General features: G+C 58.6%; 28 protein-coding genes. 15 read left to right on the forward strand and 13 right to left on the reverse strand.

Going from position 1 to position 25204, the window contains the following annotated elements; translation table 11 throughout:
* Window positions 1-41: 41 nt before the first annotated feature.
* From hutI to serB, 5 genes are all read left to right on the forward strand, one after another.
* The gene (gene hutI, locus RA28_RS11935; protein ID WP_039528782.1) at window positions 42-1247 is read left to right on the forward strand and encodes an imidazolonepropionase; all 1206 of its coding nucleotides are present in this window, start codon (window positions 42-44) and stop codon (window positions 1245-1247) included.
* Complete coding sequence (gene hutH, locus RA28_RS11940) at window positions 1244-2779, forward strand: histidine ammonia-lyase (RefSeq protein ID WP_039528786.1); 1536 nt, start codon at window positions 1244-1246, stop codon at window positions 2777-2779. Before hutI ends, hutH begins: the two co-directional genes overlap by 4 nt.
* Complete coding sequence (gene hutG, locus RA28_RS11945; RefSeq protein WP_039528789.1) at window positions 2779-3576, forward strand: N-formylglutamate deformylase; 798 nt, start codon at window positions 2779-2781, stop codon at window positions 3574-3576. Before hutH ends, hutG begins: the two co-directional genes overlap by 1 nt.
* Window positions 3573-5255, forward strand: a complete 1683-nt coding sequence (gene hutU / locus RA28_RS11950; RefSeq protein ID WP_039528792.1) for a urocanate hydratase — start codon at window positions 3573-3575, stop codon at window positions 5253-5255. The genes hutG and hutU overlap by 4 nt, the downstream gene beginning before the upstream one ends.
* Window positions 5256-5322: 67 nt before the next feature.
* Window positions 5323-6198 (forward strand): phosphoserine phosphatase SerB, encoded by an 876-nt coding sequence (gene serB / locus RA28_RS11955; protein ID WP_039528795.1) that lies wholly within the window; start codon window positions 5323-5325, stop codon window positions 6196-6198.
* 6 nt (window positions 6199-6204) lie between these two features.
* On the opposite strand, the gene RA28_RS11960 is transcribed toward serB, so the two are convergent.
* The gene (locus RA28_RS11960) at window positions 6205-8529 is read right to left on the reverse strand and encodes a caspase family protein (protein ID WP_052261450.1); all 2325 of its coding nucleotides are present in this window, start codon (window positions 8527-8529) and stop codon (window positions 6205-6207) included.
* A gap of 17 nt (window positions 8530-8546) precedes the next feature.
* Window positions 8547-8705 carry a hypothetical protein gene (locus RA28_RS22825; RefSeq protein ID WP_193747401.1) on the reverse strand — a complete coding sequence of 53 codons (159 nt, stop codon included), beginning with the start codon at window positions 8703-8705 and terminating at the stop codon, window positions 8547-8549.
* 369 nt (window positions 8706-9074) lie between these two features.
* Between RA28_RS22825 and RA28_RS11970 the strand changes: the two genes are divergently transcribed.
* Genes RA28_RS11970 through RA28_RS11980 form a run of 3 tightly spaced genes read left to right on the forward strand, consistent with a single transcriptional unit; the run spans window position 9075 to window position 10162 of the window.
* Window positions 9075-9404, forward strand: a complete 330-nt coding sequence (locus RA28_RS11970) for an ArsR/SmtB family transcription factor (protein WP_039528801.1) — start codon at window positions 9075-9077, stop codon at window positions 9402-9404.
* Window positions 9392-9820 carry an SRPBCC family protein gene (locus tag RA28_RS11975; protein ID WP_039528804.1) on the forward strand — a complete coding sequence of 143 codons (429 nt, stop codon included), beginning with the start codon at window positions 9392-9394 and terminating at the stop codon, window positions 9818-9820. Before RA28_RS11970 ends, RA28_RS11975 begins: the two co-directional genes overlap by 13 nt.
* Before the next feature lie 21 nt (window positions 9821-9841).
* Window positions 9842-10162 (forward strand): YciI family protein, encoded by a 321-nt coding sequence (locus tag RA28_RS11980; RefSeq protein ID WP_039528807.1) that lies wholly within the window; start codon window positions 9842-9844, stop codon window positions 10160-10162.
* Between the two features lie 5 nt (window positions 10163-10167).
* Here the strand turns inward: RA28_RS11980 and RA28_RS11985 are convergent, their stop codons facing one another.
* Window positions 10168-11166, reverse strand: a complete 999-nt coding sequence (locus RA28_RS11985; protein ID WP_039528810.1) for an asparaginase — start codon at window positions 11164-11166, stop codon at window positions 10168-10170.
* Window positions 11167-11345: 179 nt separating this feature from the next.
* Here RA28_RS11985 and RA28_RS11990 point away from each other — a divergent pair, with 179 nt between their 5' ends.
* From RA28_RS11990 to RA28_RS12005, 4 genes are all read left to right on the forward strand, one after another.
* The gene (locus RA28_RS11990) at window positions 11346-11879 is read left to right on the forward strand and encodes an invasion associated locus B family protein (protein WP_039528813.1); all 534 of its coding nucleotides are present in this window, start codon (window positions 11346-11348) and stop codon (window positions 11877-11879) included.
* Between the two features lie 231 nt (window positions 11880-12110).
* Window positions 12111-12488, forward strand: a complete 378-nt coding sequence (locus tag RA28_RS11995; protein WP_039528815.1) for a lysozyme inhibitor LprI family protein — start codon at window positions 12111-12113, stop codon at window positions 12486-12488.
* 161 nt (window positions 12489-12649) lie between these two features.
* Entirely contained in the window at window positions 12650-13837 is a 1188-nt protein-coding gene (rlmN, locus tag RA28_RS12000) for a 23S rRNA (adenine(2503)-C(2))-methyltransferase RlmN (RefSeq protein WP_039528818.1), read from the forward strand.
* Between the two features lie 278 nt (window positions 13838-14115).
* A complete protein-coding gene (locus RA28_RS12005; RefSeq protein ID WP_241481124.1) occupies window positions 14116-14691 on the forward strand; it encodes a cytochrome P460 family protein in 576 nt (191 codons plus the stop codon).
* A 19-nt stretch (window positions 14692-14710) separates the two neighbouring features.
* Here the strand turns inward: RA28_RS12005 and RA28_RS12010 are convergent, their stop codons facing one another.
* Together RA28_RS12010 and RA28_RS12015 are read right to left on the reverse strand one after the other, a co-directional pair.
* A complete protein-coding gene (locus RA28_RS12010) occupies window positions 14711-15055 on the reverse strand; it encodes a hypothetical protein (protein ID WP_039528824.1) in 345 nt (114 codons plus the stop codon).
* Window positions 15052-15969, reverse strand: a complete 918-nt coding sequence (locus tag RA28_RS12015; RefSeq protein WP_039528827.1) for a DnaJ C-terminal domain-containing protein — start codon at window positions 15967-15969, stop codon at window positions 15052-15054. Before RA28_RS12015 ends, RA28_RS12010 begins: the two co-directional genes overlap by 4 nt.
* Window positions 15970-16130: 161 nt before the next feature.
* Between RA28_RS12015 and RA28_RS12020 the strand changes: the two genes are divergently transcribed.
* Window positions 16131-16514: a hypothetical protein gene (locus tag RA28_RS12020; protein WP_039528830.1), complete on the forward strand. Its 384-nt coding sequence runs from the start codon at window positions 16131-16133 to the stop codon at window positions 16512-16514.
* Here RA28_RS12020 and RA28_RS12025 read toward each other — a convergent pair whose 3' ends face one another.
* Entirely contained in the window at window positions 16515-17615 is a 1101-nt protein-coding gene (locus RA28_RS12025; RefSeq protein WP_039528833.1) for a cystathionine gamma-lyase, read from the reverse strand.
* Between the two features lie 3 nt (window positions 17616-17618).
* A complete protein-coding gene (locus tag RA28_RS12030; RefSeq protein ID WP_039528836.1) occupies window positions 17619-18461 on the reverse strand; it encodes an LOG family protein in 843 nt (280 codons plus the stop codon).
* A 79-nt stretch (window positions 18462-18540) separates the two neighbouring features.
* Between RA28_RS12030 and RA28_RS12035 the strand changes: the two genes are divergently transcribed.
* On the forward strand, window positions 18541-19458 hold the full coding sequence (locus RA28_RS12035; RefSeq protein ID WP_039528839.1) for a threonine/serine dehydratase: 918 nt from the start codon (window positions 18541-18543) through the stop codon (window positions 19456-19458).
* Between the two features lie 109 nt (window positions 19459-19567).
* Window positions 19568-20395, forward strand: a complete 828-nt coding sequence (dapD, locus tag RA28_RS12040) for a 2,3,4,5-tetrahydropyridine-2,6-dicarboxylate N-succinyltransferase (protein WP_039528842.1) — start codon at window positions 19568-19570, stop codon at window positions 20393-20395.
* A gap of 119 nt (window positions 20396-20514) precedes the next feature.
* Here the strand turns inward: dapD and RA28_RS12045 are convergent, their stop codons facing one another.
* The 6 genes from RA28_RS12045 to RA28_RS12070 form a co-directional block, all read right to left on the reverse strand.
* Window positions 20515-21612 (reverse strand): M56 family metallopeptidase, encoded by a 1098-nt coding sequence (locus RA28_RS12045; protein WP_039528846.1) that lies wholly within the window; start codon window positions 21610-21612, stop codon window positions 20515-20517.
* The gene (locus RA28_RS12050; protein WP_039528848.1) at window positions 21599-21994 is read right to left on the reverse strand and encodes a BlaI/MecI/CopY family transcriptional regulator; all 396 of its coding nucleotides are present in this window, start codon (window positions 21992-21994) and stop codon (window positions 21599-21601) included. The genes RA28_RS12045 and RA28_RS12050 overlap by 14 nt, the downstream gene beginning before the upstream one ends.
* Before the next feature lie 66 nt (window positions 21995-22060).
* Complete coding sequence (locus RA28_RS12055; RefSeq protein WP_039529422.1) at window positions 22061-22465, reverse strand: DUF2160 domain-containing protein; 405 nt, start codon at window positions 22463-22465, stop codon at window positions 22061-22063.
* Window positions 22466-22473: 8 nt separating this feature from the next.
* On the reverse strand, window positions 22474-23271 hold the full coding sequence (locus tag RA28_RS12060) for a carbohydrate ABC transporter permease (protein WP_039528851.1): 798 nt from the start codon (window positions 23269-23271) through the stop codon (window positions 22474-22476).
* Entirely contained in the window at window positions 23268-24131 is an 864-nt protein-coding gene (locus RA28_RS12065; protein WP_039528854.1) for a carbohydrate ABC transporter permease, read from the reverse strand. Before RA28_RS12065 ends, RA28_RS12060 begins: the two co-directional genes overlap by 4 nt.
* On the reverse strand, window positions 24128-25204 hold the full coding sequence (locus RA28_RS12070; RefSeq protein WP_039528857.1) for an ABC transporter ATP-binding protein: 1077 nt from the start codon (window positions 25202-25204) through the stop codon (window positions 24128-24130). Before RA28_RS12070 ends, RA28_RS12065 begins: the two co-directional genes overlap by 4 nt.

The following is a 25204-nucleotide window of genomic DNA, read 5'->3' on the forward strand; positions in this document are numbered from 1 at the left end:
TACGTAAAAAGCGTCCGGTAGGGGAACCAAAAAGAATCGTCATGACCAACAAAATAATTCTTCAGGCGGCCTCGGTTGCGACCCTGCAAGGCAGTGGGTCCTATGGTCTGATCGGCAATGGTATCATCGCGATTGAAGGGCAGACCGTTGTGTGGGTCGGATCGGCGTCTGATCTCCCGTCGCAGTTTCGGGATTGGCCAAGACGGGATTATGGGCATCGGTTGGTGACGCCGGGCCTGATTGATGCGCACACGCACGTTGTCTTTGCGGGCAACCGCGCAAAAGAATTCGAGATGCGCCTGAATGGTGCCACTTATGAAGAGGTTGCGCGCGCAGGCGGCGGAATACTGTCCACCGTCACGGCAACCCGTGCCGCGTCCGAAGATGCTTTGCTGGCCGATGCTTTGCCGCGTGTGGATGCTTTGATCGCCGAAGGTGCGGTGTGCATCGAGGTCAAATCCGGCTACGGCCTGGACACCGAAACGGAATTGCGAATGCTGCGGGCCGCGCGCCGGATCGCGCAAATACGCCCGATCCGTGTTGTGACCAGCTTTCTGGGTGCTCACGCCATTCCGCCAGAATACACAGGTCGGGGCGACTCCTATATCGATGAGGTGTGTATCCCCACACTGAAGACCGCGCATGCCGAGGGGTTGGTTGATGCGGTGGATGGATTTTGCGAAGGGATCGCTTTCGCCCCGAACCAGATCGCGCGGGTCTTTGATGCAGCACGGGATCTTGGGTTGCCGGTGAAACTGCATGCCGAACAGTTGTCAAACCTTGGTGGGGCAAAGTTGGCGGCCTCTTACGGCGCATTGTCGTCAGATCATGTCGAATATCTGGACCAAGATGGTGTTGCAGCAATGGCAGATGCAGGCTCGGTCGCAGTGCTGCTGCCCGGCGCGTTCTATACTCTGGGTGAAACGAAGGTGCCCCCGGTCGGACAGCTTCGCAAACACGGCGTGCCGATGGCTTTGGCCACGGACTGCAACCCGGGGTCTTCGCCGATGACATCCCTGTTGCTGACAATGAATATGGGATGCACGTTGTTCGGGATGACACCGCAAGAGGCGTTGGCCGGCGTGACCCGACACGCGGCGCAGGCGCTTGGTCTTCCAGACACCGGGATAATCGCACCCGGCTATCGCGCAGATTTGGCGGTATGGGACGTCACCGACCCGGCCGAATTATCATATCGAATAGGATTCAACCCGTTGCATCAACGTATCTTTGGAGGCCTGGAATGACGGCCCTAACCCTTGTTCCGGGTCAGGCTACTTTGGCGCAGCTGTCGCGGGTCTACTGGGACGAGGCATCGGTCTTGTTGGATCAGCGGTGCCGCCCTCAGGTCGAGGATGCAGCCGCCCGCATTGCCCAAGCTGCAGCTGGATCAGACCCTGTTTATGGCGTCAACACCGGTTTTGGTAAGCTGGCCAGCCTCAAAATAGCGCCCGAAGATACTTCTACCCTGCAACGGAACCTGATCCTCAGCCATTGTTGTGGCGTGGGCGAGGCGGTTCCGCGCCGCGTTGTTCGTCTGATGATGTCGCTGAAGCTGCTGTCGTTTGGACGCGGCGCTTCGGGTGTTCGCTGGGCATTGATCGAGTTGCTGCAAGAGATGCTGGCCCGGAAAGTCATACCGGTCATTCCCGCGCAAGGATCGGTCGGCGCTTCGGGCGATCTTGCACCCTTGGCGCATTTGGCCGCGGTCGTCATCGGAGAGGGCACCGCGCTGGTGGATGGTGTCGAAATGCCCGGTGCCCAGGCGCTGCATTCCGTAGGATTAGAGCCTGTTCAGCTTGGACCCAAGGAAGGTCTGGCATTCATCAACGGAACGCAGTTTTCCACCGCATACGCGCTGGCCGGATTGTTCGAAAGCTGGCGAGCGGCGCAGAATGCGCTGGTGATTTCAGCGGCTTCGACCGATGCAATCATGGGCTCGACTGCCCCTTTGCAACCCGGCATTCACGATCTGCGCGGACATCGCGGTCAGATCGAGGCTGCGTCGGCCATGCGCGCGACGTTGCAGGGATCAGAGATCCGCGAAAGTCATCGCGAGGGCGATACCCGCGTTCAGGATCCGTACTGTATCAGGTGCCAACCCCAAGTGACCGGAGCAGCGATGGATGTGATCCGGCAGGCCGCCGCGACGTTGGCGGTCGAGGCAAATGCGGCGACGGACAATCCACTGGTCCTGGCCGAAGATGGTAGCATCGTCTCGGGCGGGAATTTTCACGCGGAACCTGTCGGGTTTGCTGCCGACATGATCGCCCTTGCCTTGTCCGAGATCGGAGCCATTGCGCAGCGCCGGATCGCCTTGATGGTCGATCCGGCCCTCAGTTTTGACCTGCCACCGTTTTTGACGCCCGAGCCTGGATTGAACTCGGGCCTCATGATCGCCGAGGTGACCACTGCGGCGCTGATGAGCGAGAACAAGCATCTGGCCAACCCCTGTGTCACCGACTCGACGCCAACCTCTGCCAATCAGGAAGATCACGTTTCAATGGCTGCACATGGTGCGCGACGTCTGACCCGGATGGTCGAGAACCTGAATTACATACTTGGGATCGAACTGCTTTGTGCGGCACAGGGTATCGAATTTCGCGCGCCTTTGTCGACGAGCGCGGCCTTGCAGGGTGTTGTGGCGCGGTTGCGCGCGGATATTCCGGCGCTGGGCGACGATCGTTATCTCGCACCCGACCTGGAAACCGCACGGGCAATCGTCGCGGAAGGCGAAATCCTGAAGGCAGTAAACGTCAAACTGCCTGGGCTGTTCTGATGCAGGTCTTTGATGTTCATCGCGGTGACGGCCCGATCGTTCTCGGGCAGCCCCACGGGGGAACATATGTGCCCGAGGACATCGCCGACCGGCTGAACGAAAACGGAAGCCAGCTTGCCGATACCGATTGGCACATAAACAGGCTCTATGAAGGGATTTGGCCCACTGCGACCGTCGTTCAATCCCATGTGCATCGCTACGTGATTGACGCGAACCGCGACCCTGCGGGTGTCTCGCTCTATCCGGGTCAGAACACGACAACTCTTGTGCCGATGACCGATTTTGATGGCAAATCCATTTGGCAGGACGGCAAAGAACCAACCGAAGGCGATGTAGAAGCCCGAAGACAGGCCTACCATGCCCCTTACCATACCGCGCTGGCGGCAGAGTTGGATCGGGTAAAGGCCAAACACGGGATCGCCGTCTTGTTCGACTGCCACTCGATCCGCAGCCGAATTCCGTTTTTGTTTCAAGGCACCCTGCCGGAAATGAACATTGGCACCGACGGCGGCGCAACCTGCGCGCCCGCGATCGAGGCCATTGCGCATGAGTTCTCTGCCTCGTCGCCCTATAGCACCGTTCTGAACGGACGGTTCCGGGGGGGATGGACCACCCGTCACTATGGGCGCCCGTCCGAGGGGGTGCATGCGATTCAGATGGAATTGGCGCAGTCCGCTTACCTGACAGCTGAGGCCGCGCCATGGGCTTATGACGAACGAAAGGCGAGGCGCCTGCGCCGCTGGCTGCACGACATCCTCGACGCCATCGAAGACACTGCATTGGAGCTTGCATCATGACCGACCCACGCAAGAATACCCGCGATATCTACCCGCCGACAGGTCCGGAACTGAACGCCAAAAGCTGGGCGACCGAAGCGCCCTTGCGGATGTTGATGAACAACCTGCATCCGGACGTAGCCGAGAATCCACACGAACTGGTGGTGTATGGGGGTATCGGTCGCGCGGCCCGCACCTGGAAGGATTTCGACACTATTGTTGCCGGTTTGAAGGATCTGGAGGAAGACGAGACCCTTGTCGTCCAGTCCGGCAAGCCGGTTGCGATCATCCGAACCCACAAGGATGCACCGCGCGTGTTGATCGCGAATTCGAACCTCGTTCCGCATTGGGCGACGTGGGATCACTTCAACGAACTCGATAAGAAGGGTCTGATGATGTACGGCCAGATGACGGCCGGGTCGTGGATCTATATCGGCACGCAGGGCATCGTTCAGGGCACCTATGAAACCTTCGCCGAAGCGGGTCGTCAGCACTATGGCGGTGCTCTCAAGGGCAAGTGGATTCTGACGGGCGGTTTAGGTGGAATGGGCGGTGCGCAGCCTCTGGCCGCGGTGTTTGCGGGCGCGTGCTGTCTGGCGGTCGAATGTAACCCGGACAGCATCGACTTCCGCCTGCGCACCAAATACCTTGACGAGCGGGCCGACACGCTGGACGAAGCGCTTGAGATGATCGATCGCTGGACCAAAGCGGGTGAGGCGAAATCGGTCGGCTTACTGGGTAACGCCGCCGAGGTTTTCCCGGAAATATACCGTCGGATGACCGAAGGCGGGATGCGTCCCGACATCGTCACTGATCAGACCAGCGCGCATGATCCGATCAACGGGTATTTGCCGCTGGGCTGGTCTTTGGCGCAATGGCGCGAAAAAAGTGAAACAGACCCTAAATCAGTAGAAACAGCCGCGCGTGCTTCGATGAAACAGCACGTATCCGCGATGGTTGATTTCTGGAATGCAGGCGTTCCGACGCTGGATTACGGCAACAATATCCGTCAGGTCGCGCAGGATGAAGGGCTTGAGAACGCCTTTGCCTTCCCCGGTTTCGTCCCTGCCTATATCCGCCCGCTGTTCTGCAAAGGCATTGGTCCGTTCCGTTGGTGCGCCCTGTCTGGCGATCCCGAGGATATCTACAAGACCGACGCCAAGATGAAAGAGCTGTTCCCCGAGAACGAACACCTGCATCGGTGGCTGGACATGGCGCAGGAACGGATCGCGTTTCAGGGCCTACCCGCCCGCATCTGTTGGATCGGTCTGGGTGACCGTCATCGCGCGGGATTGGCGTTAAACGAAATGGTCGCCAGTGGCGAGTTGAAAGCACCGGTTGTCATCGGGCGCGATCATCTGGATTCGGGCTCGGTCGCCAGCCCGAACCGCGAGACCGAGGCGATGCTGGATGGCTCGGACGCCGTGTCTGACTGGCCGCTGCTGAATGCGCTGATCAACACCGCCAGCGGTGCGACTTGGGTGTCGCTGCATCACGGTGGTGGGGTTGGCATGGGCTTCAGCCAGCATGCGGGTGTTGTGATCTGTGCAGATGGCACCGAGGACGCCGCGCGGCGGTTGGAGCGGGTGTTGTGGAACGATCCGGCCTCGGGCGTGTGGCGACACGCGGATGCGGGGTATGAGGCCGCGAAGGACTGTGCCCGGGCACATGGGCTGCGTCTGCCGGGTATTCTGGGGTAGGGCAAACAGGCTCTGGCGAAAATGCTGCGCCTGCGATATGCGCAGGTGACTTTGCCGGAGATCGAATATGTTTGTTGCCACGCTTCTGACCAACCCCGATGCGCCATCGCTTGAAGCGGCGTTGGTCGATTCGATGCGGAACGCATGGGGTGGCAGCGAGGTGAACTGGTTGCATCCCGGTGCGGCGGCGGAATTCCAATTGCCACACAAACCCGGAAACCTTTGGGATATCTGGGCCGATCTGCAGCCTATGGGCGTCGACCTTGTCGTTCAGCCTGCCGAGGGCAGACGCAAAAAGATGCTGCTGGCCGATATGGACAGCACGATGATCCAGCAGGAATGCATCGACGAACTGGCGGACGAGGCAGGGGTCGGGGAGCGCGTCAAAGACATCACCGCCCGCGCGATGAACGGTGAGTTGGACTTTGAAGGCGCGTTGATTGAACGCGTCGGGCTTCTGAAAGATCTGGATGTTGGCGTGATCGGTAAGGTTCTGGATGAACGGATCACGCTTATGCCAGGCGGCAAGGCGTTGTTGGCGACGATGCGTGCGAATGGGGCATATGCCGCCTTGGTTTCAGGGGGGTTCACGGCCTTCACCGCAAAGGTCGCTGAAAAACTGGGGTTTGATGAGAACCGGGCCAACACGCTGCTGGCCGAGGCGGGCAAACTGACTGGGGATGTTGCGCGACCCATTCTGGGGCGGCAGGCAAAGATCGAGGCACTCGAAGAAATCTCAAACCGGCTGGGGATTGCCGAGGCGGATGTGATTGCCGTTGGCGACGGAGCCAACGATCTGGGCATGCTGGGTCGGGCCGGGACTGGCGTGGCACTGCACGCCAAACCATCGGTTGCCGCAAAGTGCGACGTGCGTGTGAATCACGGCGACCTTACGGCCCTACTGTATCTTCAGGGCTATTCCCGCGCAGACTTTGTGGTCTGATCGCCGTCAGAACAGATCAAAACGCACCGGGTTTTGCGCCCAGTATACACGGGCGGCAAGCAGCAGCCGCGCCTTGGGATCGTTGGCCGCTGAATACGGCACCGGAACCCCATGTTCAGCAGCGATGTTTTCCAGCGCCGCCAGCGTCGCCGGGCCCACTTGCCCATCCACCGCGATGTTTCCGCCCAATTCGTTCAACGCCTTTTGCAAGGCTCGATTCAGATCGCCCTGTGACAACCGATCAAGTTGCGCTTCCGCCCGACCGGCGGGTTCTTCGTTGGACAGCAGCGCGGCTTTGGCCGCCCGCACGGCGGCATCTGCTGGTTCTTGTCCAGGTACCTGACCGTCCAGAATGATGTAGGCGCCGTTTGCGCCCCCCCACGCGTCGCCGCGCGAAAGTGACGCGTCGTACCATTGCAGGGCTTCTTCGCTGGTTCTGCCCGGCAACTGATCGCGCAGGATCATACGCGCAATACTTGCTGGCGCAGTCGGGTGACCACCTTCGGCGGCGGCAAGAAAATACGCCTCGGCCTTGTTCAGATCGACGGGATTTCCGCCCAGCCCGTTCAGGGACACATAGGCAAGGTTGTTGTAGCCGTATATGTCCTTGCGCAATTCGGACGCCCGCAAGTATCGCATGCCGCGTTCGGGGATATAGTGGTCCGAGTTCTCTCGCAGAAAGTAGAGGCCGAGCTCGTTCATTGAAAATGTGTGACCGAGTTCGACGGAACGTTCCAGCAACTCAAACCCGCGTTTCTTGTCTTGCGTCGTTTCGCCGTTGCGCAGCAACGCCTTGCCCAGCCGATGCATTGCATATGGGTCTTGCTCGGCAGTGGCCTGTTCCAGAAGGTCGCGCGCCTTGGCGGTGTCGTAGGGTATCTTGGTAACCGCGCGATCAATGCGATCGCTGTCCAGCAGGATGGCCAGCGCGTATTTCGCACGAACGTGCCCGGCCTCGGACGCAGCCGAGAAGTTGTTGTACGCATCGGCGACATTTCCTGCCGCCTGTTGTGCACGTCCCAGCTGATACTTGAACCGCGCCGTGCCCGGAAAATCGGCGACCGCTGCCGTGCAGGCAGCCAATGCATCTCTGATGTTCAACTCGTTTGGCAGGCGAAACACGCCGACGCCGTTGAGATCCAGTGCATCGCCCGCTTCAAGGTCACATGCATTCATGCCCAATTGGAGCGAAACATCCACGTTCTGGGTCTTTTGATCGCTGGTTGTGATCTCGACCGTGAAACTGTCGGAAAACCCACCACCGCCGAGTTCGACCGCGCGTGTGTCGGAAACCTCGGGCACGTAAATCACGGATGCGGTTTGGGATTGGTCCCCGGTATTGACCACACCCCGGTCAGGGGTGTCGACCAGACGCACACCGACAATGCCCTCACCCAATTCGGCCTCAAGGCTTTGTGTCAACGGGACCGTTTTGTCGAACTGAAGACTAAGGTCCAAGGATTGCGGCTCAGCAGTGGCTACGGGCAAGTCTTCCGTCTCCACCTGTTGCTGAGCCAAAAAGAATGGCCGCACCAGAGTCGAGCTTTCCCAGGGTATCTGTTTGCCCGCGGTCTTGGTGTGAACGCGTTCGCGAATGACGGGAAACAGTTGTTGAATATTGTCGAACGGGGCCGATTGAACGGTCTCAAGAACCGCTGCGGTGTAAGGGCTGTTTTGGCCCAGATCGCCGTCGCTTGCCACGGCACCCGGAGAGGTCGAATAGGCGATCAGAGAATTCAGGGGCGTGCGAAACACGTCGAACCCGGACCGGGTTTCAAACAGGTTTGCGTCCAAATCGGCTGCCAGCCGCAAGTCCTGAAACGGGTTGTCGCGGCATGAATCCAGAATGGCGACATGCGCCGCGCTGCGCGCCGACAGCGTATCGATCACACGATCAAGCGTCATCGTCGCCAGAGGCACATCATAGATGCTTTCGAATTTGGCATCGACGGGCAGCAAATAGTTTCGCCGCCCGATCTGGATGCCGTGGCCCGCATAATAGAACAGAACATCCGCCGAATCCGGTATGTTCAGCACCGCAGTGCGGATGAGCTCTTCGAATTCGCGCTTGGACAGGTCGTAGCCGTCGTAGACCTTGAAGTTGAACCCGCGCAGCATATCCGCAATGTCTTCAGCATCCTTGCGCGCGTTGGTCAGATCACCGACAGCGTCGTAGTCCTGGTTGCCAATAACGATGGCAACGCGACCGCCGCTGACCGATTGTTCGGCCACCGTGCCAGTCTGGGCTTTCAAGGTCCCGGGATGCGAAAGGGACAAAGCGACTGTCGTCAGAAACCAAGCGGTTTTTCGTTGCAGGCCAAAGCGTGACATTACGCGATCCTTTCAGATCAACCGCCGTCCCAGCTTCCGCCGTTGTCGCCACCACCGTCGCCACCACCACCGTCGCCACCGTCACCGCCGTCTCCACCCGAGTCGCCGCCACCGTCGGACTCGCCGCCGCCGCCCGAGTCGCCGCCGTCACGGCCTTCGCGTTCTTCGCCTGCCAAAGATGATGTTGACGAAGACGCAGTCGTGTATGTCGGCGTCGAAGGTGCTGGAGTCGCCGGTGTCGCAGGAACTGTCGCTGCCGCGGGGGTGCTTACTGTTTCGGTCTGGGACCAGGGCGAAGCGCACCCTGCAAGAGCTAGCGTGCTCAGAGCAATTACTGAAGTCGACGCGATACGCATCATATGTCTCCTCAAATAAACCGATAACCAAACAACTGATACGCTTATGACTATAGCGCCCATGGTTAATATCTGTCTATTCTAGACTGCTGCGTCGTTCTGTATGTGAAATACCTCACGGTTTTTGCGCTTTATGGGGCTCACGACTGTCGGCTTGCCTTCATTTAACATTTGTGTTAAATAAAGATCATGACAAGCCTGCTCTCTGCATTTTCCGCTTTATCCGACGCCACGCGCCTGTCGATTGTTGAGCAGCTCATGGAACATGGCGAATTGCCTGCTGCCGATCTGATCGATGGAAAAGGCATGTCCGGCGCGGCCGTCTCACGCCATTTGAAAGTGCTGCGCGAGGCTGGCTTGGTGCAGCAGCGCATAAAAGGCCCGCAACGGATCTATTCCATTCAGCCCGAAGGACTTCGGGCAATCGCCGATTGGACCATTTCCAAACGCCAGTTTTGGGAAAGCAGCCTCGACCGGCTGGGAGACATTCTTGAAAGGGAGAATTCATGGCCGACCTGAAACTGGAACGGGAGTTTCCCGTTGAACCAGCGACCCTGTTCGCGTGGATCAGCGACGGAGCCAAGTTGTTGCAATGGTGGGGGCCGGAAGGGATGCATGTGCCGGAACATGATCTGGACTTCTCGCGCCTTGGGCCTTGGTATTCGGTGATGCAAAACAGCGAAGGCCAGCAATACAAAGTGTCCGGACACGTCACACATGTCGATCCGCCGAATTCGGTGGGGTTCACCTGGGCGTGGCACGACGATCAGGATCAGCGCGGGGCGGAAAGCCATGTGACGTTTTCCGTAACCGCAACCGACAGCGGATCGCGGCTGGTTCTGGATCATCGCGAGCTGGCAGATGCCGAGGTCGCCGCCAACCACAATCAGGGTTGGACATCGTCCCTGCGCAAGCTGGAAGCCAACTGCAAGTAATTTCAATCAGGGAGGAGCAAAATGCCCCAATATTTGTTTGTCTATCACGGTGGTCATACCCCAACAGACCCGGCAGAGGTCGAAGCAACCATGGCAGCCTGGGGGGCCTGGTTTCAGGGCATGGGCGAGGCGCTGGATATTCCAGGAAACCCGGTCGGTCAGTCCTATACCGTCAGCAACGGCGGAGTTGTCGACAATGGCGGCGCCAATCCTGCGTCAGGCTTCACGGTCATCAAGGCCGACAGCATCGACGCCGCAACGGAAATGGCCAAGGGCTGTCCTATGGTTGTGAACGGGTCGGGTTCGGTTGAAGTCGCGGAAGTGCACGAAATCGAAATGTAACGCCTTTAGCCGGGAAATCCTGGTGCCGGCTTGATGATGCCGCACTCCAACCCCCGGCGATTGAACTGCGCCGCGTTCATAAATCTGCGGGTGGCCGGGTGATCGGCCTCCAGCACGCCAAGGCTCACCAGTATGGCGGCAATCGCGCATTCGCTGGCGCGCGTCGCACCATCGACGATCTTGAGCGCGACACCCATACGTTTTTCAGGAATGATCGCAACAAAGACGGCTTCTGCTCCGGTCTTGATGGCGGCGCGTCCGTTCATTGCGCGCATCAATTCGGTGCAGGCGCGGGATTCACCTGCGACCAGTTCCGGATGCCTGATCATGGCGGTCGTCAGCTGTTGCGCGGCATCGCCCGCCCGGTCTGACCGATCAGACGCACTGGCAAACCAGGCCATCGACCGGGCCAACCCGACCAAAGACGTGGCAAAGTTCGGGGCCGAGCAGCCATCAATGCCATAGGCGGGACTGGTTTCGCCGGTCGTCTCTTCAACCGCAGTAAGACAGGCCTGTTGAACGGGATGATCGATTTCGAGGTATTCGGGCCCCGCGCCCATATGCTGCGATACGGTCAGAAACCCGCAGTGTTTTCCCGAGCAATTGTTGTGGATCTGGCACGGCGTATCATCTGCCAAAATCAAACCGTCCCGGGCGGCCATGTCCTGAGGCTCCTGCGCGCCGCAGCGCAAATCCGGTTCGGCCAGTCCCAGGTGATCCAGCCATGCTGACACACGGTTGGTATGAATCGCGGCACCGCTGTGTGACGCGCAGGCCAGCGCCAGATGTTCACTGGTCAGCCCGTATTTTGCCGCCGCACCAGAAGTGATCAGCGGCAACGCCTGAATCATCTTGGACGAGGATCTGGGGTAGATAACCGCGTTCGGGTCACCCCAGCTTTGCACGATTTGTCCGGTGTCGTCGCAGATCACGGCGTGACCCAAATGCTGGCTTTCCAACAATGGCCCGCGCCACAGTTCCGTCATTGCCACCGGCTGCGTCATCTGGCCCCCCGCTTAATGCGCAAAATTCTGCCAATCGCCCTTTCACCTGTGGCGAAACCTGCGATAGTGTGTGTATGTCGGCAATCATCGGAATGCGCAACTAATCACAGACAAACCGGCAGGGTTTGCAGCCAGTTCCGATGGGTAAGAGGTATGGGGCGAGCTAGGAGGCTGGACTGATGGGATCAAAACTCGTCCGCGTTATTGCGGGCTTGTGCGTGGCAGGGATGGCAACAACTGCGATCGCGCAACAGGCAACAAGCACCAACCGGGTAGCGGCAAAGACCGATTGGAGCGTTTTTGTCGAGGATGATCCAACAGAATGCTGGAGCGTGTCAGCGCCTAAGGAAACCGTAAACACCCGCGGTGGACGCGTGGTTTCGGTTCGCCGCAGCGACATCCTGTTATTCGTGTTCTACCGCCCCAACGCCGAGGTCAAAGGCCAAGTGACCTTTACCGGCGGTTATCCGTTCGCATCCGGATCAACGGTGAATCTGGTCGTGGACGGAACAGATTTTGAGCTGTTCACGGACGGCGAATGGGCATGGCCCGCGACGGCTGCTGACGATGCAAAGATCGTGACCGCGATGAAGCGCGGAACCGAGGCTGTTCTAACCGCACGATCTGAACGCGGTACGCAGACAAAGGATACGTTTTCCTTGCTGGGCTTCACAGCTGCGCTTGAAGACGCGGAAAAACGCTGCACGAACTGATCTGATCATCCCGACGGCGTGTCCCGAACCGCACGGGTGGTCCTTTCGGAAAACAACCCCGACGCGGCACATCCTCTTGCGATCGGGCCACCTACGTCGAACCCGATCTTTGGGTTCAAAGGCCGGCAATTGCGATCGGATCCTGAACGGATGCGCAAAAACGCTTTTGCTACGTTGGGTTTTGAACTTGTGCTAGGTTGATCCCGTTGCGGACAATAAAGGGATTTGGTCATGCGCTGGGGTGTTGTTGCATTTTTTCTTCCTTGTGCCGTGTTAGCGGACCCGACGCTGGAATGTCCCGACGCCGGATCGCAGGTGGAAATCGGCGCCTGCGTCTCGGATATGGAAAATCGCGTGAACATTGCCGTGGAAACGGCCTATTCGCTGGCCCAGAACGCGGCCGCGGAATTGGACGACGTGACGGGCCGGGTCGTGGCGCAACCTGCGTTGGAGGCGTCGCAGGTCGCCTGGACGGCGTACAGGGACGCACAGTGCGAAGCCGTTGGCGCCTCGTTCGGAGGAGGTTCCGGCACCGGAATCGGCATCACTGCGTGCAGAGTTGAACTGGGCCGGGCTCGGGTGGATGAATTGCTGAGCCTCGCCGATTGACAGCGGGGCACGCTGGGCCTGCACCTTCTCGCCTGCGCGGATATTTGTTCGAACCGAGAAGGTTCAGATGCTCGAAACCTTTTCGATGTCGATTTCTTTTGATCTTGGCGCACATTCCTATATAGAGGCGCATCCCAAGCCAGAATATCTGAGATAGCCACATGTCGCCCAAAGCGCCGATCACTCAAGACGTCATGACCATCCCGCGCAAAATGCCCGAGGGGAAGATCAATCTTGTTGGCCTGACCCGCGATCACCTGCGCGAAACACTGGTCGAGCATGGCACGCCCGAAAAACAGGCCAAAATGCGGGTGAACCAGATCTGGCAGTGGATCTATCAGTGGGGCGTACGCGACTTTGCCGAGATGACCAATCTGGCCAAGACCTATCGCGCAAAGCTGGCCGAAAATTTCGTGATCGAAACACCCGAAGTGGTGACCCGTCAGGTCTCCGAGGATGGTACACGCAAGTATCTTGTCCGCATTGCTGGCGGTCACGAGGTTGAAGTGGTTTACATCCCGGAAGACGATCGCGGCACGCTGTGCATTTCGTCTCAGGTCGGGTGCACGTTGACCTGCTCTTTCTGTCATACCGGGACACAGAAACTGGTGCGCAATCTGACGGCGGCGGAAATCGTCGGGCAGGTCATGATGGCACGGGACGACCTTGAGGAATGGCCGACCCCCGGCGCACCGAAGGACGAGACCCGCCTTCTCTCGAACATCGTTTTGATGGGCATGGGGGAACCACTTTATAATTTTGAGAATGTCCGGGACGCGATGAAGATTGCGATGGACCCCGAAGGCATTTCCTTGTCGCGCCGCCGCATCACCCTGTCGACATCAGGCGTCGTACCCGAGATTGCGCGCACCGCCGAAGAAATCGGGTGCCTGTTGGCGATCTCGTTCCACGCAACAACGGACGAGACCCGGGACGTGCTGGTTCCGATCAACAAGCGGTGGAATATCGAGGAATTACTACAGGCGTTGGCCAGCTATCCCAATGCATCGAACTCGGAACGGATCACGTTTGAATACGTGATGCTGGACGGTGTGAATGACAGTGACGAAGATGCACATCGTCTGATCGACCATATCAAGCGCCACAACATCCCTGCAAAGATCAACCTGATCCCGTTCAATGAATGGCCGGGTGCCCCTTACAAGCGGAGTTCGAACAATCGCATTCGCGCCTTTGCCAACATCATCTATCAGGCAGGTTATGCTTCGCCGATCCGCAAGACCCGAGGTGAGGATATCATGGCGGCTTGTGGGCAGTTGAAGTCGGCCACCGAGCGTGCCCGCAAGTCGCGCAAGCAGATTGAGGCCGAAGCGGGATTGAACCGTTAACTTTTGCTCGGCAGCGACCGACAAAAAAATATTAATGTTCGCGCTGCTGCTTCTACATGCAATTTTTGCTATATATTGAATCGGGACTGCCCCGGCCCGGGGACCTCACCGTTGTGCACAAGACGGTGAGAAGGCGGGGGCGGTTCTGGCAAGATTTTTCAAGGCCGCTATCTTTTTATTGTTAAACACGCGGCATTCAGGCGAACGGATCACTCAGGTGGACCAATATTATGATTGCACGACATATATGTATTTCCGGAATTACAGCAGCGTTTTTCGTGATTTTTTCCGACGTCTCGGGTGCATTTGCCCAGACAAGCGAACAGGATGCGCATCTGGCTATTGAAAACCCGGCGGACCTGTCAAAGGACGAGGCGCAGCAGCACTACAAGTCGCTGATCCGGCGCATGGCGCGGGGTTATGCCGCTGCGCAGCTGGATTTGATCCTGAACTATCAGGCATGGCCGCTGTTCAACGACGCGCCTTACATCTCGGCCACGCATGGCCAGCGGTACGTCAACAGCTATGCCAATCGTATGGCGCATAATTATGGCACGTTACAGGATGGCGAGGTGTTGCCTGTAGGCTCGGTTCTGGCGAAGGACAGCATGACTGTAACCGACGAGGGCAATGTTCACCCCGGCGCGCTGTTCGTGATGGAGAAACTGCCGTCCGGAAGCAGCCCGGATACGGCAGATTGGCGCTATATCATGGTGATGCCCGATGGTTCGCTCTTTGGTGACACGATGGGCGATCGCGCCGGTGCGGTGGCATACTGTCATGTCTGCCACGAAGCTGTCGCCGACCGCGACTATACGTTCTACGTACCCGAAGAGTATCGCATTCCCAAGTGAGGTCGATCCGGGGGGCGGGTTATCGGCGGCTGAACCGAGCGGTGCCGATCACTTCGATCATGTGCTGGCGAACCGGCTCAGGTTGCGCTTCGACGGCGTTCAGCACCTCTCGCAACTCTGCGCGCAGGCCGTGCATCTGGTCGATCAGTGAAATCATCATCGACAGCGCGTCCGCCTCCATATCGTATTGGTCGTGCAGCTCGCACGCCAGTTCCAGCCGGGCCACGTCCAGCGACTGATACACAAGCCCTTGTTCGGATTGCTCGGGGATCACGATTTCGGCGGCCAGATACTCGGTCAAACGGCTCGATGTCAGCCGCGCGACGGTTTCAATCAGTTCGTCTTCTGTCAAAGTGCGGCTCATGACGGCATTCCTTTGCGCGGGTCATAGCGATGGCTGTCGCGCCACGTTTCCATGAATTGCTTCAGTTCATCGTCGACCGTTTCGGGCAGTGTAACGGTCAATTCGATCAACTGGTCACCGCGATCGGATGAACCGCGTTTCTTGACCCCTTTTCCCCTCAGACGAAGGGTTTTGCCGCTGCTTGTACCCGCGGGGACGGTTACGTTGACGCCCCCGTCAATGGTGGGCGCGGGAACCTTTCCACCCAAAACGGCCTCGTCAATCGTGATGGGCAGCGTGATATGGATGTCATCGCCCTGACGATCAAAAACGGGATGGCTGGAAACCGAGACCGTGACAAGGGCATCGCCCGCAGGGCCGTCGCCGTAACCCGGTGCCCCTTTTCCGCGCAGGCGGATCGTCTGACCATCCGTTATCCCCGCTGGTATCTTGACCTCAATCCGGTCTCCATCCGGCAGCGTCAGTTTCTGGCTTGCGCCGAAAACCGCATCCAGAAAACTGATTTCCAACGAATAGCTGAGGTTATGGCCCGGTGCGTGAAATTCATGACTGCGTTGGCCATAGCCGCCGCGACCGCGCATGAACTCGGCAAATATATCCGACATATCATCCGGGTCAGCTGCCCGCCCGCGATATGGGTTGCCGGCCGCCTCGGCATATTCGCGATAATACTGTTGCTGTGGCCGTTCCTGACCGGATGCGTCGATCTCGCCGCTGTCGTATCGGGCCCGGGTTTCGGGGTCTTTCAGCAAGTCATAGGCTGCGGCGGCGGCTTTGAACTTTGCCTCGGCCTTGGCGTCGCCGGGTTTCAGGTCGGGATGGCAGTCCTTGGCGATGCGCCGATAGGCTTTCTTGATGTCGGTGGCGCTGGCGTCTTTTGCGACGCCAAGGACAGAATAGGGATCGTCGCTCATCTCACTCTCGCGGTCAGGGGCAGGTCTGATCTTGATGAATGCATTTTATCATGCGTTTTCAACCGGTCAAAAGGAAGAGCCTTTTGAAATCCCTCGCCAAAACCGATTGATTTGGTAATATCTGCTTAAGTCTGATTGTTGTCACACACGAGGATGTCGAGATGTCGCGCAGAATTAAGTCCGCTCTGGCCTTGCTGGCCGGGAATGCCATCGGGTTGCTGCTTGCCACGCTGCTGTTGACGGGTTTTGCGATCAAACCGATCTCTTTCATCGTCGTGGTCATCATCTTCACGGTGGTTCAGGTCGTGGCTGAACCGCTGATCCTGAAGCTGGGCGAAAAGAAGGCCCCGGCGCTTAAAGGCGGGATCGCCCTGATTGTGACACTGGTGGGCCTGTTGGTAACCGATCTGATTACGACGGGCCTTACGGTCGGTGGCCTTTCGAACCTGTTGGGTGCCACGCTTTTGGTTTGGCTGGGTGCGCTGATCGGCAGCATCGTATTGCCGATCTATGTCTTCCCCGAATTGCGCGAAAACAAGAAGTAATCACAGGGCGTTCAGGCTGGTCTTGATAGCGTGCCAAAGTTCTTCAACCGGCTCGCATCCAACGGAAAGACGCACAAAACCGGGGTCGACGTCATCGCCCCATCGCGCGCGACGTTCGGCCGAACTGTGAACTCCGCCAAAAGACGTGGCTGGGCGCAACAGTGCGCAGGTGTTGATGAACGCCTCCGCTTTGTCTTCGCTGTCTAGGGTCAGGGACAGCAGAAAGCCAAACCGCGCGGTTTGCGCTTTGGCCAGCTCATGTGATGGGTCGTCGGGCAGGCCCGGATACCGAATGCGCTTTATCGCAGGGTGCCCGGCCAATCGCTCTGCAAGAACCAAAGCGGAATTGCACATGCGGTCGTACCGCACGTCGAGTGTTTCGAGCCCACGGTGCAGCAGCCACGCCTCGTGCGGGCCGGGGATCGCGCCGGACACACGCCGCCATTCCTCGACGCGTTCCATCACATGCGTATTTCGGCTGGCGACGTGGCCCATCAGCATGTCGGAATGCCCGCCCATCGCTTTCGTGTCCGAGGACACGACCACGTCAATGCCCAGATCAAGCGGACGCTGCCCGAGGGGCGTCAGCGTCGTGTTGTCGGCGATTGTCATTCCGCCCGCTGCGCGCACTTGCTTGGCCACCGCCGCAAGGTCAATCATATCCAGTCCGGGGTTTGACGGGCTTTCGACAAAGACCACGTCAAAGGCCTCAAAACCGCCCTCGGCATATGCGGTTGTCGGCCGCTCGGTTACCGAAACGCCCAGGTTTGAGAGAAAGCGATCAGCCAACAGCCGCGTGACGTAATAACCATCAGATGGGATCAGCAACCGTGCGCCAGCTTTGAGTGTGGCGAACAAGGCCGCCGAAACTGCTGCCATTCCCGACGGAAAGCTCAGACACGGCGCGTCTTCCAGGTGCGACAGCACGTGCTCCAGATGCTGCCACGTCGGGTTGTCGACACGGCCATAGCTGTATTGCCCGTCGGGCGCGCCCGGAAGGTGGAACATGCTGCTTTGTGTCAGCGGCGGCGCCACGGGTTCGCCTTTGGCCAGACTGTTGCCGCGCAAGTGGAGCATCTCTCCGGGTTTCGGTTTCGCCATGGTTCAGCGCCCTGGAATTTCGTCGCGCGGGGGCGCGGGTTCCCAGTTTTCGATGATGTCGACCGCCTCTTGCGCGGTGTCCACGAAACGGAACAGGTCCAGATCTTCTTCCGAGATGGTGCCCGCGTCTGCCAGTGCGGCCCAGTTGATGACCTTTTCCCAGAACTCGCGACCAAACAGCAGGAAAGGGACGCGTTCCATCCGCCCGGTTTGGATCAGGGTCAGAGACTCGAACAGCTCGTCCATTGTGCCAAACCCACCGGGAAAGATGGTAATGGCCCGCGCGCGCATCAGGAAATGCATCTTGCGGATGGCAAAATAGTGGAAGTTGAAACTGAGATCGGGTGTCACATAGAGGTTCGGCGCCTGCTCGTGGGGCAGCACGATATTCAGGCCAATCGAGCAACCGCCTGCGTCCTGCGCACCGCGGTTTCCGGCCTCCATTACGCCGGGTCCGCCGCCGGTGACGATCACATTCTCGCGGCATCCGGTTTCGTTGGATTTCTCGGTCATCAGGCGGGCAAATTCGCGGGCCTCGTCATAATACTCCGACAGATTGGCCAGGGTCTCTGTCCGCGCCGTATGTTTCTGCGCAGGTTCGGGGATGCGCGCACCGCCGAACATGACGATGGTCGAGGCGATCTCACGCTCGGTCATGATCATCTCGGGCTTCAGCAGTTCCAGTTGCAAGCGAACAGGGCGCAATTCATCGCGGCACAGGAAATCGTCGTCCGCGAATGCAAGGCGATAGGCGGGTGAACGCGTCTGCGGTGTGTCCGGCACCTCGCGCGCGGTCGAGCGATCAGTCTGCGCATCGCGGAAGGGGCTGAGGCGATCTTCTCTCATGGATTGTGGTTCCCGGCTTGCGTGTTTTTCAAACAGCTATAGGGTTCGCGGACAGAGCGCCAGTCACGGAAGAACAAGAATGAATTGGAAGAACGAAATTTCTGCAGCCGCAGGGCGGATCGCCGGCTATGCGCAGGTTACGCCGGTGATGGAAAGCCACTCGCTTGGGCTGGACTATCCGGTCGAGATGAAGCTGGAGCATCTGCAACATACAGGTAGTTTCAAGGCGCGCGGGGCGTTCAACACCTTGCTCAGCCAGGATGTGCCCAAGGCTGGCGTTGTTGCCGCATCCGGTGGCAATCACGGGGCTGCCGCTGCATATGCGGCGCGGTCGCTTGGCCATCCGGCCAAGATTTTCGTGCCGGAGATCGCGGGGCCGTCCAAGATTGCTTTGATCAAACGGACTGGCGCTGATCTGAGCGTCGTGCCCGGCGAATACGCCAACGCGCTGACCGAGGCGCAGGCGCACGAAGATGCCTCGGGCGCGATGCAGATACATGCCTACGATGCGCCTGCGACGGTGGCGGGGCAGGGCACCTGTTTTGCCGAGTGGGAGGCACAGGGGCTGCAAGCTGACACGTTGTTGATCGCCGTTGGTGGCGGCGGGCTGATCGCTGGCGCGTTGGCATGGTTGCAGGGCGCACGCAAAGTCGTGGCGGTCGAACCCGAAACCTCGTGCGCGCTGAACGCGGCGTTGCACGCCGGTGAGCCGGTAGACGTGACCGTTTCCGGCATTGCGGCCAACGCGCTGGGCGCACGGCGTATCGGTTCGATCTGCTTTGATTTGGCAAACGGGATGGGTTCGGTGCTGGTGAGCGACGATGCGATTGTCCAGGCGCAGCAGGTCCTGTGGCGCGCACACCGAATTCTTGTTGAACCCGCAGGCGCGGCGGCGCTGGCGGCGCTGTTGTCAGGGGCATATACGCCGGCTCCGGACGAGCGTGTGGCCGTTTTGATCTGCGGCGGAAATATCTCACCTGATCCGCTCGCCGCTTAGCAGGCGGGCAATCAGCCGCAAATCGCGCTTGCTGCGTCGCATTGCGGCCAGTCCTTTGCTTGCGTATAGGCAAGACCAACGTGAACAAAGTCTGCAGGGAGCACCCCCAATGTCCAACGCACAACTGGAAGCCGCGATCGAAACCGCCTGGGAAGCGCGCGACACCATCACACCTTCAACCTCGGGCGAACAGCGCGAAGCTATCGAAGACACGTTGAACGCGCTGGACAGCGGATCACTGCGTGTGGCGGAAAAACTGGACAGCGGTGACTGGCATGTGAACCAGTGGGCCAAAAAGGCAGTCCTGTTGGGTTTCCGTATCAAGGACATGGAGATTCAGACAGGCGGGCCACAAGCTGGCGGCTGGTGGGACAAGGTTGACAGCAAGTTCGCCGGTTGGGGTGACAATCAATGGCGCGCCGCCGGGTTCCGCGCGGTTCCGAACTGCGTCGTGCGCAAGTCGGCCTACATCGCGCCCGGCGTCGTATTGATGCCGTCATTTGTAAACCTCGGTGCCTATGTCGACGAAGGGACAATGGTCGATACCTGGGCAACGGTCGGCTCATGCGCCCAGATCGGAAAAAACGTGCATCTGTCCGGGGGCGTCGGCATTGGTGGTGTGCTGGAACCGATGCAGGCCGGCCCGACCATCATCGAAGACAATTGCTTTATCGGTGCCCGTTCCGAGGTGGTCGAAGGCTGTATTGTTCGCGAAGGATCGGTGCTGGGCATGGGTGTGTTCATCGGGAAGTCGACCAAGATCGTAGACCGCGAAACAGGCGAGGTCACTTATGGTGAGGTACCTCCGTATTCGGTGGTGGTGGCAGGGTCGATGCCTTCCAAGAACAATATCAGCCTGTATTGCGCCGTGATCGTAAAGCGCGTCGACGAAAAGACGCGGTCCAAAACCGGGATCAATGAGTTGCTGCGCGACTGATCGCCAAACAGACGAAACAAAAGGGCGCAGCGATCATTGCTGCGCCCTTTTTTTGTCGCGCGGGTTAAAAAGGAATCTGCAACAGAGCAGACCCTCAACGCGCCGCAATTGCACGTTCTTCAGTTTCCGCGGCTTCTTTCCGCCAGACGCTCAAGGTTGACCACGGTCGACAACATGATGCGGTCATGGCTCCAGTCGTCTGTTTGTTGCAGTGACGCAGAGCCGACTGCGAGCAGCGATCCAAAGACAAGGGAAACTGCGAACACAATAGCGGGCAGTTGCCGCGTTCCGGTCGAGGCGTCTGCAAGGGCCAGGACGCGCTGCCGCAAAACCCTTTTGGCTTTGCCGCCCGTCACCAATGCAACTTTGAAAACGTAAGACTTCTCGCCAGATACTGTTCGCGCGCAATAATCCAAAAGGCAGTTTGCATAGTCCGACGTGTCGAGGCGACGTCTCTCGACGATTGATTGGTCGCATCCCAATTCTCTGAGGCGTTCGAACTGGTATTTCAGGACGTGATAAGCCGGGTTCCAGAAAAACAGGGGGCGCATAAGCTCGAGCGCAAGCTCCCATTCAACATCACATGCGCGGACATGCTGGAACTCGTGCGATATTGCAAATCGCAACTCGTTTGGTTTGTCGAGCAGATGGCTTGGTATGACAACATGGCGCCGAAAAACGCCCCGTACGGCAAACGGCACAACGATGCGGTCCGACAAACGAACGTCGACCTTGGCTGTGCTGCGCCACAAATAGCTGCTGTTCACCGTTTCACGGATACGCACCGCGGCAAGGATAACGCGAAAGACCAGCATTGCGCCCACAACGGCCATCGCAGCTATAACGAGCGTGATCGCCGCGGAGCCGCCGCCCAAAAGCGTATCCTCAAAGTTCTGACGCGCGTTCAGATAAGCCTCGAATTGTGTTGCCGGAACCGAGATGTCGCCCCGCAAATAGGCGGCCACGGCTATGTCACCGATTGCAACGGCACGCCCCGGCCATAGGGCGTCGAATACAATTGGCACGCATAGCGCAAGAAGCGGGCTGAACAGGATGCACAGGAACAGCGTCTTCAGGACCCGCAGGTGGGCCGAATAGTCGGCTCGCAGCGACGTGCTTGCCAGAAGGGACCTCGCGACCAGCCAGATCAAAGCTGAAAGAACAATTACAACATTCAGTTCGAGATAAATGTCGAGAACCGGTTTAACCGCCGTCATTTTGCAGTCTCCTTTCTACCAGTGCCCGAATTTCCTCCAAGTCTGCTTCGCTCAGCCCTGCATCATCGACCAGACGGGCCACCAAAGTTGCCGGCGTATCGTCAAACAATGTACGAGAAAGGTTCTGAAGCGACCTCGCCTGATACCTGTCTTTCTGCAAAAGCGGCTTGTAAATCAGCGTTTTGCCGTCCTTGCGGCTTTCAACGAACCCTTTTTCATCCAGAATTCGAAGAATGGTCGCGCCGGACGTGTAGGCCAGATTCCTCTCCGGCGGCAGGCGATCAAGAACGTCACGGACCGATCCCTGACCCAGCGCCCAGAGTTCGTTCATGAACTCCAATTCCACTTCGGTCAGCAGGTTTGTACTTTTTTTCTTTCGCATCGATCTCGGTGTCGTCATTTTTTAGTATGCCTGACAGACAAGCATCCTTTCGCCCTTTCTCAAAGCCTAAACTTTCCAGAACACGAAAACGCCCCAGCCCATGGCCAAAAACAGGGGTGTCCAGACGGGCTGTCCCACAATTCCCAGCCAGGCAAGGAAGATATAGGCCGACCCAAGAAGGGTGATGAACAACCGGTCGCCCAAGGTTGTGGTCAGCCCCAAAACGCCTCGTCGCTCTATTCCGTCACGGAACTTGACCACCTCGAGCACACCAATCAGGGCGATTGCCGAGAATATCCCAACGAAAACGGCCAGCGTGGCTGGCGTCCAGGCCATCCAGAAATCAGGCCACAGCGGATCGGTCCAAGAGAATCCTTTATCCTCTTGCTGGCCGACATTTCCCCATCCCGCCTGTGCCTGCGCAAAGGCCGTTGATGGGATGAGAGGAAAGAGAAGAAGAAGTTTCCGCATTTCGAACCTCATACACGTCCCATCGCGAACCCGCGCGCGATGTAGTTACGAACAAACCAGATGACGATGGCGCCGGGGATGATGGTCAGTGTTCCGGCAGCCGCCAGCAGTCCCAATTCATACCCCGCGCTGGATGCGGTCCGGGTCATGACGGCAGCGATGGGTTTGGCCTCGACCGCGGTCAGCGTCTTGGCCAGCAGCATCTCGACCCACGAGAACATGAAGCAGAAGAAGGCCGCGACACCGACGCCGGCTTTGATGTTCGGCAGAAAGATCGTCACGAAGAAACGCGGGAAAGAATAACCGTCGACATAGGCCGTCTCATCAAGTTCCTTGGGTATACCGCGCATGAATCCTTCCAGAATCCACACCGCCAGCGGCACGTTGAACAGTGTGTGGGCCAGCGCCACGGCCAGATAGGTGTCGAACAGGTGGATCGACGAATAGAGCTGAAAGAAGGGCAGTGCAAAGACCGCAGCCGGGGCCATCCGGTTGGTCAGCAGCCAAAAGAACAACTGCTTGTCGCCCAAGAACCGATAGCGCGAGAACGCATAGGCCGCAGGCAAGGCAACACACACCGACAGCACGGTGTTCATCGTCACGTAGATGATCGAATTGATGTAGCCCCAATACCACGTCGGGTCGGTGAAGATCGTGACATAGTTTTCCAGCGTGAAGGTCTGGGGGAACAGGGAAAAGCCCGACAGAATCTCGTTCGTGGTCTTGAACGACATCGCCACCAGCCAATAGATCGGCAGCATCAGGAACGCGATATAAAGGATCGGGATGAGGGACCGCTTCTTCATTGCGCGTCATCCTTTGTCATCAGAGTGTAGAAGACCCAACTGACCAGCAGCGTGATGGCGAAGTAGATCAGGCTCATCGCGGCCGCAGGGCCAAGGTCGAACTGTCCCAGCGCGATCTTCACAAGGTCGATCGACAGCAGGGTGGTGGAATTGCCGGGGCCACCGCCGGTCAACACGAACGGCTCGGTATAGATGTTGAAGCTGTCCATAAAGCGCAGAAGGATGGCGATGGTCAGGACGGTTTTCATCTTGGGCAACTGGATGTAGCGGAACACCGACCACGGGCTGGCACCATCGATCTTGGCAGCCTGATAATAGGCATCCGGGATCGACACGAGGCCCGCATAGCACAGCAAAACGACCAGCGAGGTCCAGTGCCAGACATCCATGACAATGACGGTGATCCAGGCCGACAGCGGCTGTTGGGTCATGTCATAGTTGATGCCCAGGACGTCATTCAGGAAATACCCCATCAGGCCGATCTTTGGCAGGGTGAAGATGTTCCACATCGACCCAACCACATTCCACGGGATCAGCATCGGCAGGGCCATCAGGACCAGACAGACGGGCACCCAGAACCCTTTGCGCGGCATAGACAGGGCAACGATGATGCCAAGCGGAACCTCAATGATCAGGATCAGGAAGGTGAACAGGAACTGCCGCCCCAATGCGGCCTGAAACCGGTCAGAGCGCAGGATTTGTTCGAACCAGCCCAAACCTTCCCAGAAAAACTGGTTGTTCCCAAAGGTTTCCTGCACCGAATAGTTGACCACCGTCATCATTGGCACCAGCGCGTTGAACGCGACCAGTGCCAGCACGGGAAGGACAAAGAACCATGCTTTTTGGTTTTCCGTTCTCATTGCGCCCGCTCCTCGGTTGCGATCCAGCCGTCGCGATAGACGCGGGATTGTTCAGGTTTGAATTGCAGGAAAACGTGTGAACCCAGGTTAGGGGCGTTGTGTTCGGCAACCGCCTTCAAGGCGGTGTTGCCGACCATTGCGCTGACCACGTAATGGCGACCGATGTCTGAAACCTTGGTGACTTGCGCAGGGATGCCAGTTTCACCAAAACCCACATATTCGGGGCGGATGCCCAGATCGGTGCGGCCGCCGTCGCCACGGGTTGGGCCTTCCAGCATGACTTCGTGGCCCTCGAACACCGCACGGTCGCCTTTGACTTCGCACGGCAGAACATTCATGCCCGGAGAGCCGATGAAGTGGCCAACAAATGTGTGTTGCGGCCGTTCGAACAGTTCGACCGGCGTGCCGATCTGTACCACTTCGCCTTCTTGCATGACGACGACTTCGTCCGCAAAGGTCAGCGCCTCGGTCTGGTCGTGGGTCACATAGATCATCGTCGCTTTGACGCGCTGGTGCAGTTCCTTCAGCTTGGACCGCAGCTTCCATTTCAGATGCGGGTCGATCACGGTCAGCGGTTCGTCAAACATCACCGCGTTCACATCATCGCGGACCAGCCCGCGCCCCATCGAAATCTTCTGCTTGTTGTCCGGGCTCAGGCCGCTGGCGCGGGTATTCAGCATATCCGTGACATCCAACATCTCGGCGATCTCATCGACGCGGCGTTTGATCGTAGCGGCATCGACGCCGCGGTTCTTCAACGGAAAGGCGAGGTTTTCGCCCACAGTCATCGTGTCGTAGATTACGGGGAACTGGAAAACCTGCGCAATGTTGCGCTGATCCGGCGGAAGGGCGGTTACGTCCCGGTCGTCGAACAGGATCTGCCCTTCTGACGGTGTCAAAAGACCCGAGATGATGTTCAGCAGCGTGGACTTGCCACACCCCGACGGGCCCAGCAGTGCATAGGCACCGCCATCGCGCCATGTCACGTCGATTTCCTTCAACGCGTAATCCTCGGGACCTTTCGGCGCGGGCATATAGCTGTGTTTGAGGTTGGAGAGATTGATCTGCGCCAT

This window comes from Ruegeria sp. ANG-S4, assembly GCF_000814005.1.
GTDB lineage: Bacteria > Pseudomonadota > Alphaproteobacteria > Rhodobacterales > Rhodobacteraceae > Ruegeria.

Coding starts and splice junctions, on each gene's coding strand:
- hutI (WP_039528782.1), top strand. CDS start 42: ATGACCAACAAAATAATTCTTCAGGCGGCCTCGGTTGCGACCCTGCAA.
- hutH (WP_039528786.1), top strand. CDS start 1,244: ATGACGGCCCTAACCCTTGTTCCGGGTCAGGCTACTTTGGCGCAGCTG.
- hutG (WP_039528789.1), top strand. CDS start 2,779: ATGCAGGTCTTTGATGTTCATCGCGGTGACGGCCCGATCGTTCTCGGG.
- hutU (WP_039528792.1), top strand. CDS start 3,573: ATGACCGACCCACGCAAGAATACCCGCGATATCTACCCGCCGACAGGT.
- serB (WP_039528795.1), top strand. CDS start 5,323: ATGTTTGTTGCCACGCTTCTGACCAACCCCGATGCGCCATCGCTTGAA.
- RA28_RS11960 (WP_052261450.1), bottom strand. CDS start 8,529: ATGTCACGCTTTGGCCTGCAACGAAAAACCGCTTGGTTTCTGACGACA.
- RA28_RS11970 (WP_039528801.1), top strand. CDS start 9,075: ATGACAAGCCTGCTCTCTGCATTTTCCGCTTTATCCGACGCCACGCGC.
- RA28_RS11975 (WP_039528804.1), top strand. CDS start 9,392: ATGGCCGACCTGAAACTGGAACGGGAGTTTCCCGTTGAACCAGCGACC.
- RA28_RS11980 (WP_039528807.1), top strand. CDS start 9,842: ATGCCCCAATATTTGTTTGTCTATCACGGTGGTCATACCCCAACAGAC.
- RA28_RS11985 (WP_039528810.1), bottom strand. CDS start 11,166: ATGACGCAGCCGGTGGCAATGACGGAACTGTGGCGCGGGCCATTGTTG.
- RA28_RS11990 (WP_039528813.1), top strand. CDS start 11,346: ATGGGATCAAAACTCGTCCGCGTTATTGCGGGCTTGTGCGTGGCAGGG.
- RA28_RS11995 (WP_039528815.1), top strand. CDS start 12,111: ATGCGCTGGGGTGTTGTTGCATTTTTTCTTCCTTGTGCCGTGTTAGCG.
- rlmN (WP_039528818.1), top strand. CDS start 12,650: ATGTCGCCCAAAGCGCCGATCACTCAAGACGTCATGACCATCCCGCGC.
- RA28_RS12010 (WP_039528824.1), bottom strand. CDS start 15,055: ATGAGCCGCACTTTGACAGAAGACGAACTGATTGAAACCGTCGCGCGG.
- RA28_RS12015 (WP_039528827.1), bottom strand. CDS start 15,969: ATGAGCGACGATCCCTATTCTGTCCTTGGCGTCGCAAAAGACGCCAGC.
- RA28_RS12020 (WP_039528830.1), top strand. CDS start 16,131: ATGTCGCGCAGAATTAAGTCCGCTCTGGCCTTGCTGGCCGGGAATGCC.
- RA28_RS12025 (WP_039528833.1), bottom strand. CDS start 17,615: ATGGCGAAACCGAAACCCGGAGAGATGCTCCACTTGCGCGGCAACAGT.
- RA28_RS12030 (WP_039528836.1), bottom strand. CDS start 18,461: ATGAGAGAAGATCGCCTCAGCCCCTTCCGCGATGCGCAGACTGATCGC.
- RA28_RS12035 (WP_039528839.1), top strand. CDS start 18,541: ATGAATTGGAAGAACGAAATTTCTGCAGCCGCAGGGCGGATCGCCGGC.
- dapD (WP_039528842.1), top strand. CDS start 19,568: ATGTCCAACGCACAACTGGAAGCCGCGATCGAAACCGCCTGGGAAGCG.
- RA28_RS12045 (WP_039528846.1), bottom strand. CDS start 21,612: ATGACGGCGGTTAAACCGGTTCTCGACATTTATCTCGAACTGAATGTT.
- RA28_RS12050 (WP_039528848.1), bottom strand. CDS start 21,994: ATGCGAAAGAAAAAAAGTACAAACCTGCTGACCGAAGTGGAATTGGAG.
- RA28_RS12055 (WP_039529422.1), bottom strand. CDS start 22,465: ATGCGGAAACTTCTTCTTCTCTTTCCTCTCATCCCATCAACGGCCTTT.
- RA28_RS12060 (WP_039528851.1), bottom strand. CDS start 23,271: ATGAAGAAGCGGTCCCTCATCCCGATCCTTTATATCGCGTTCCTGATG.
- RA28_RS12065 (WP_039528854.1), bottom strand. CDS start 24,131: ATGAGAACGGAAAACCAAAAAGCATGGTTCTTTGTCCTTCCCGTGCTG.
- RA28_RS12070 (WP_039528857.1), bottom strand. CDS start 25,204: ATGGCGCAGATCAATCTCTCCAACCTCAAACACAGCTATATGCCCGCG.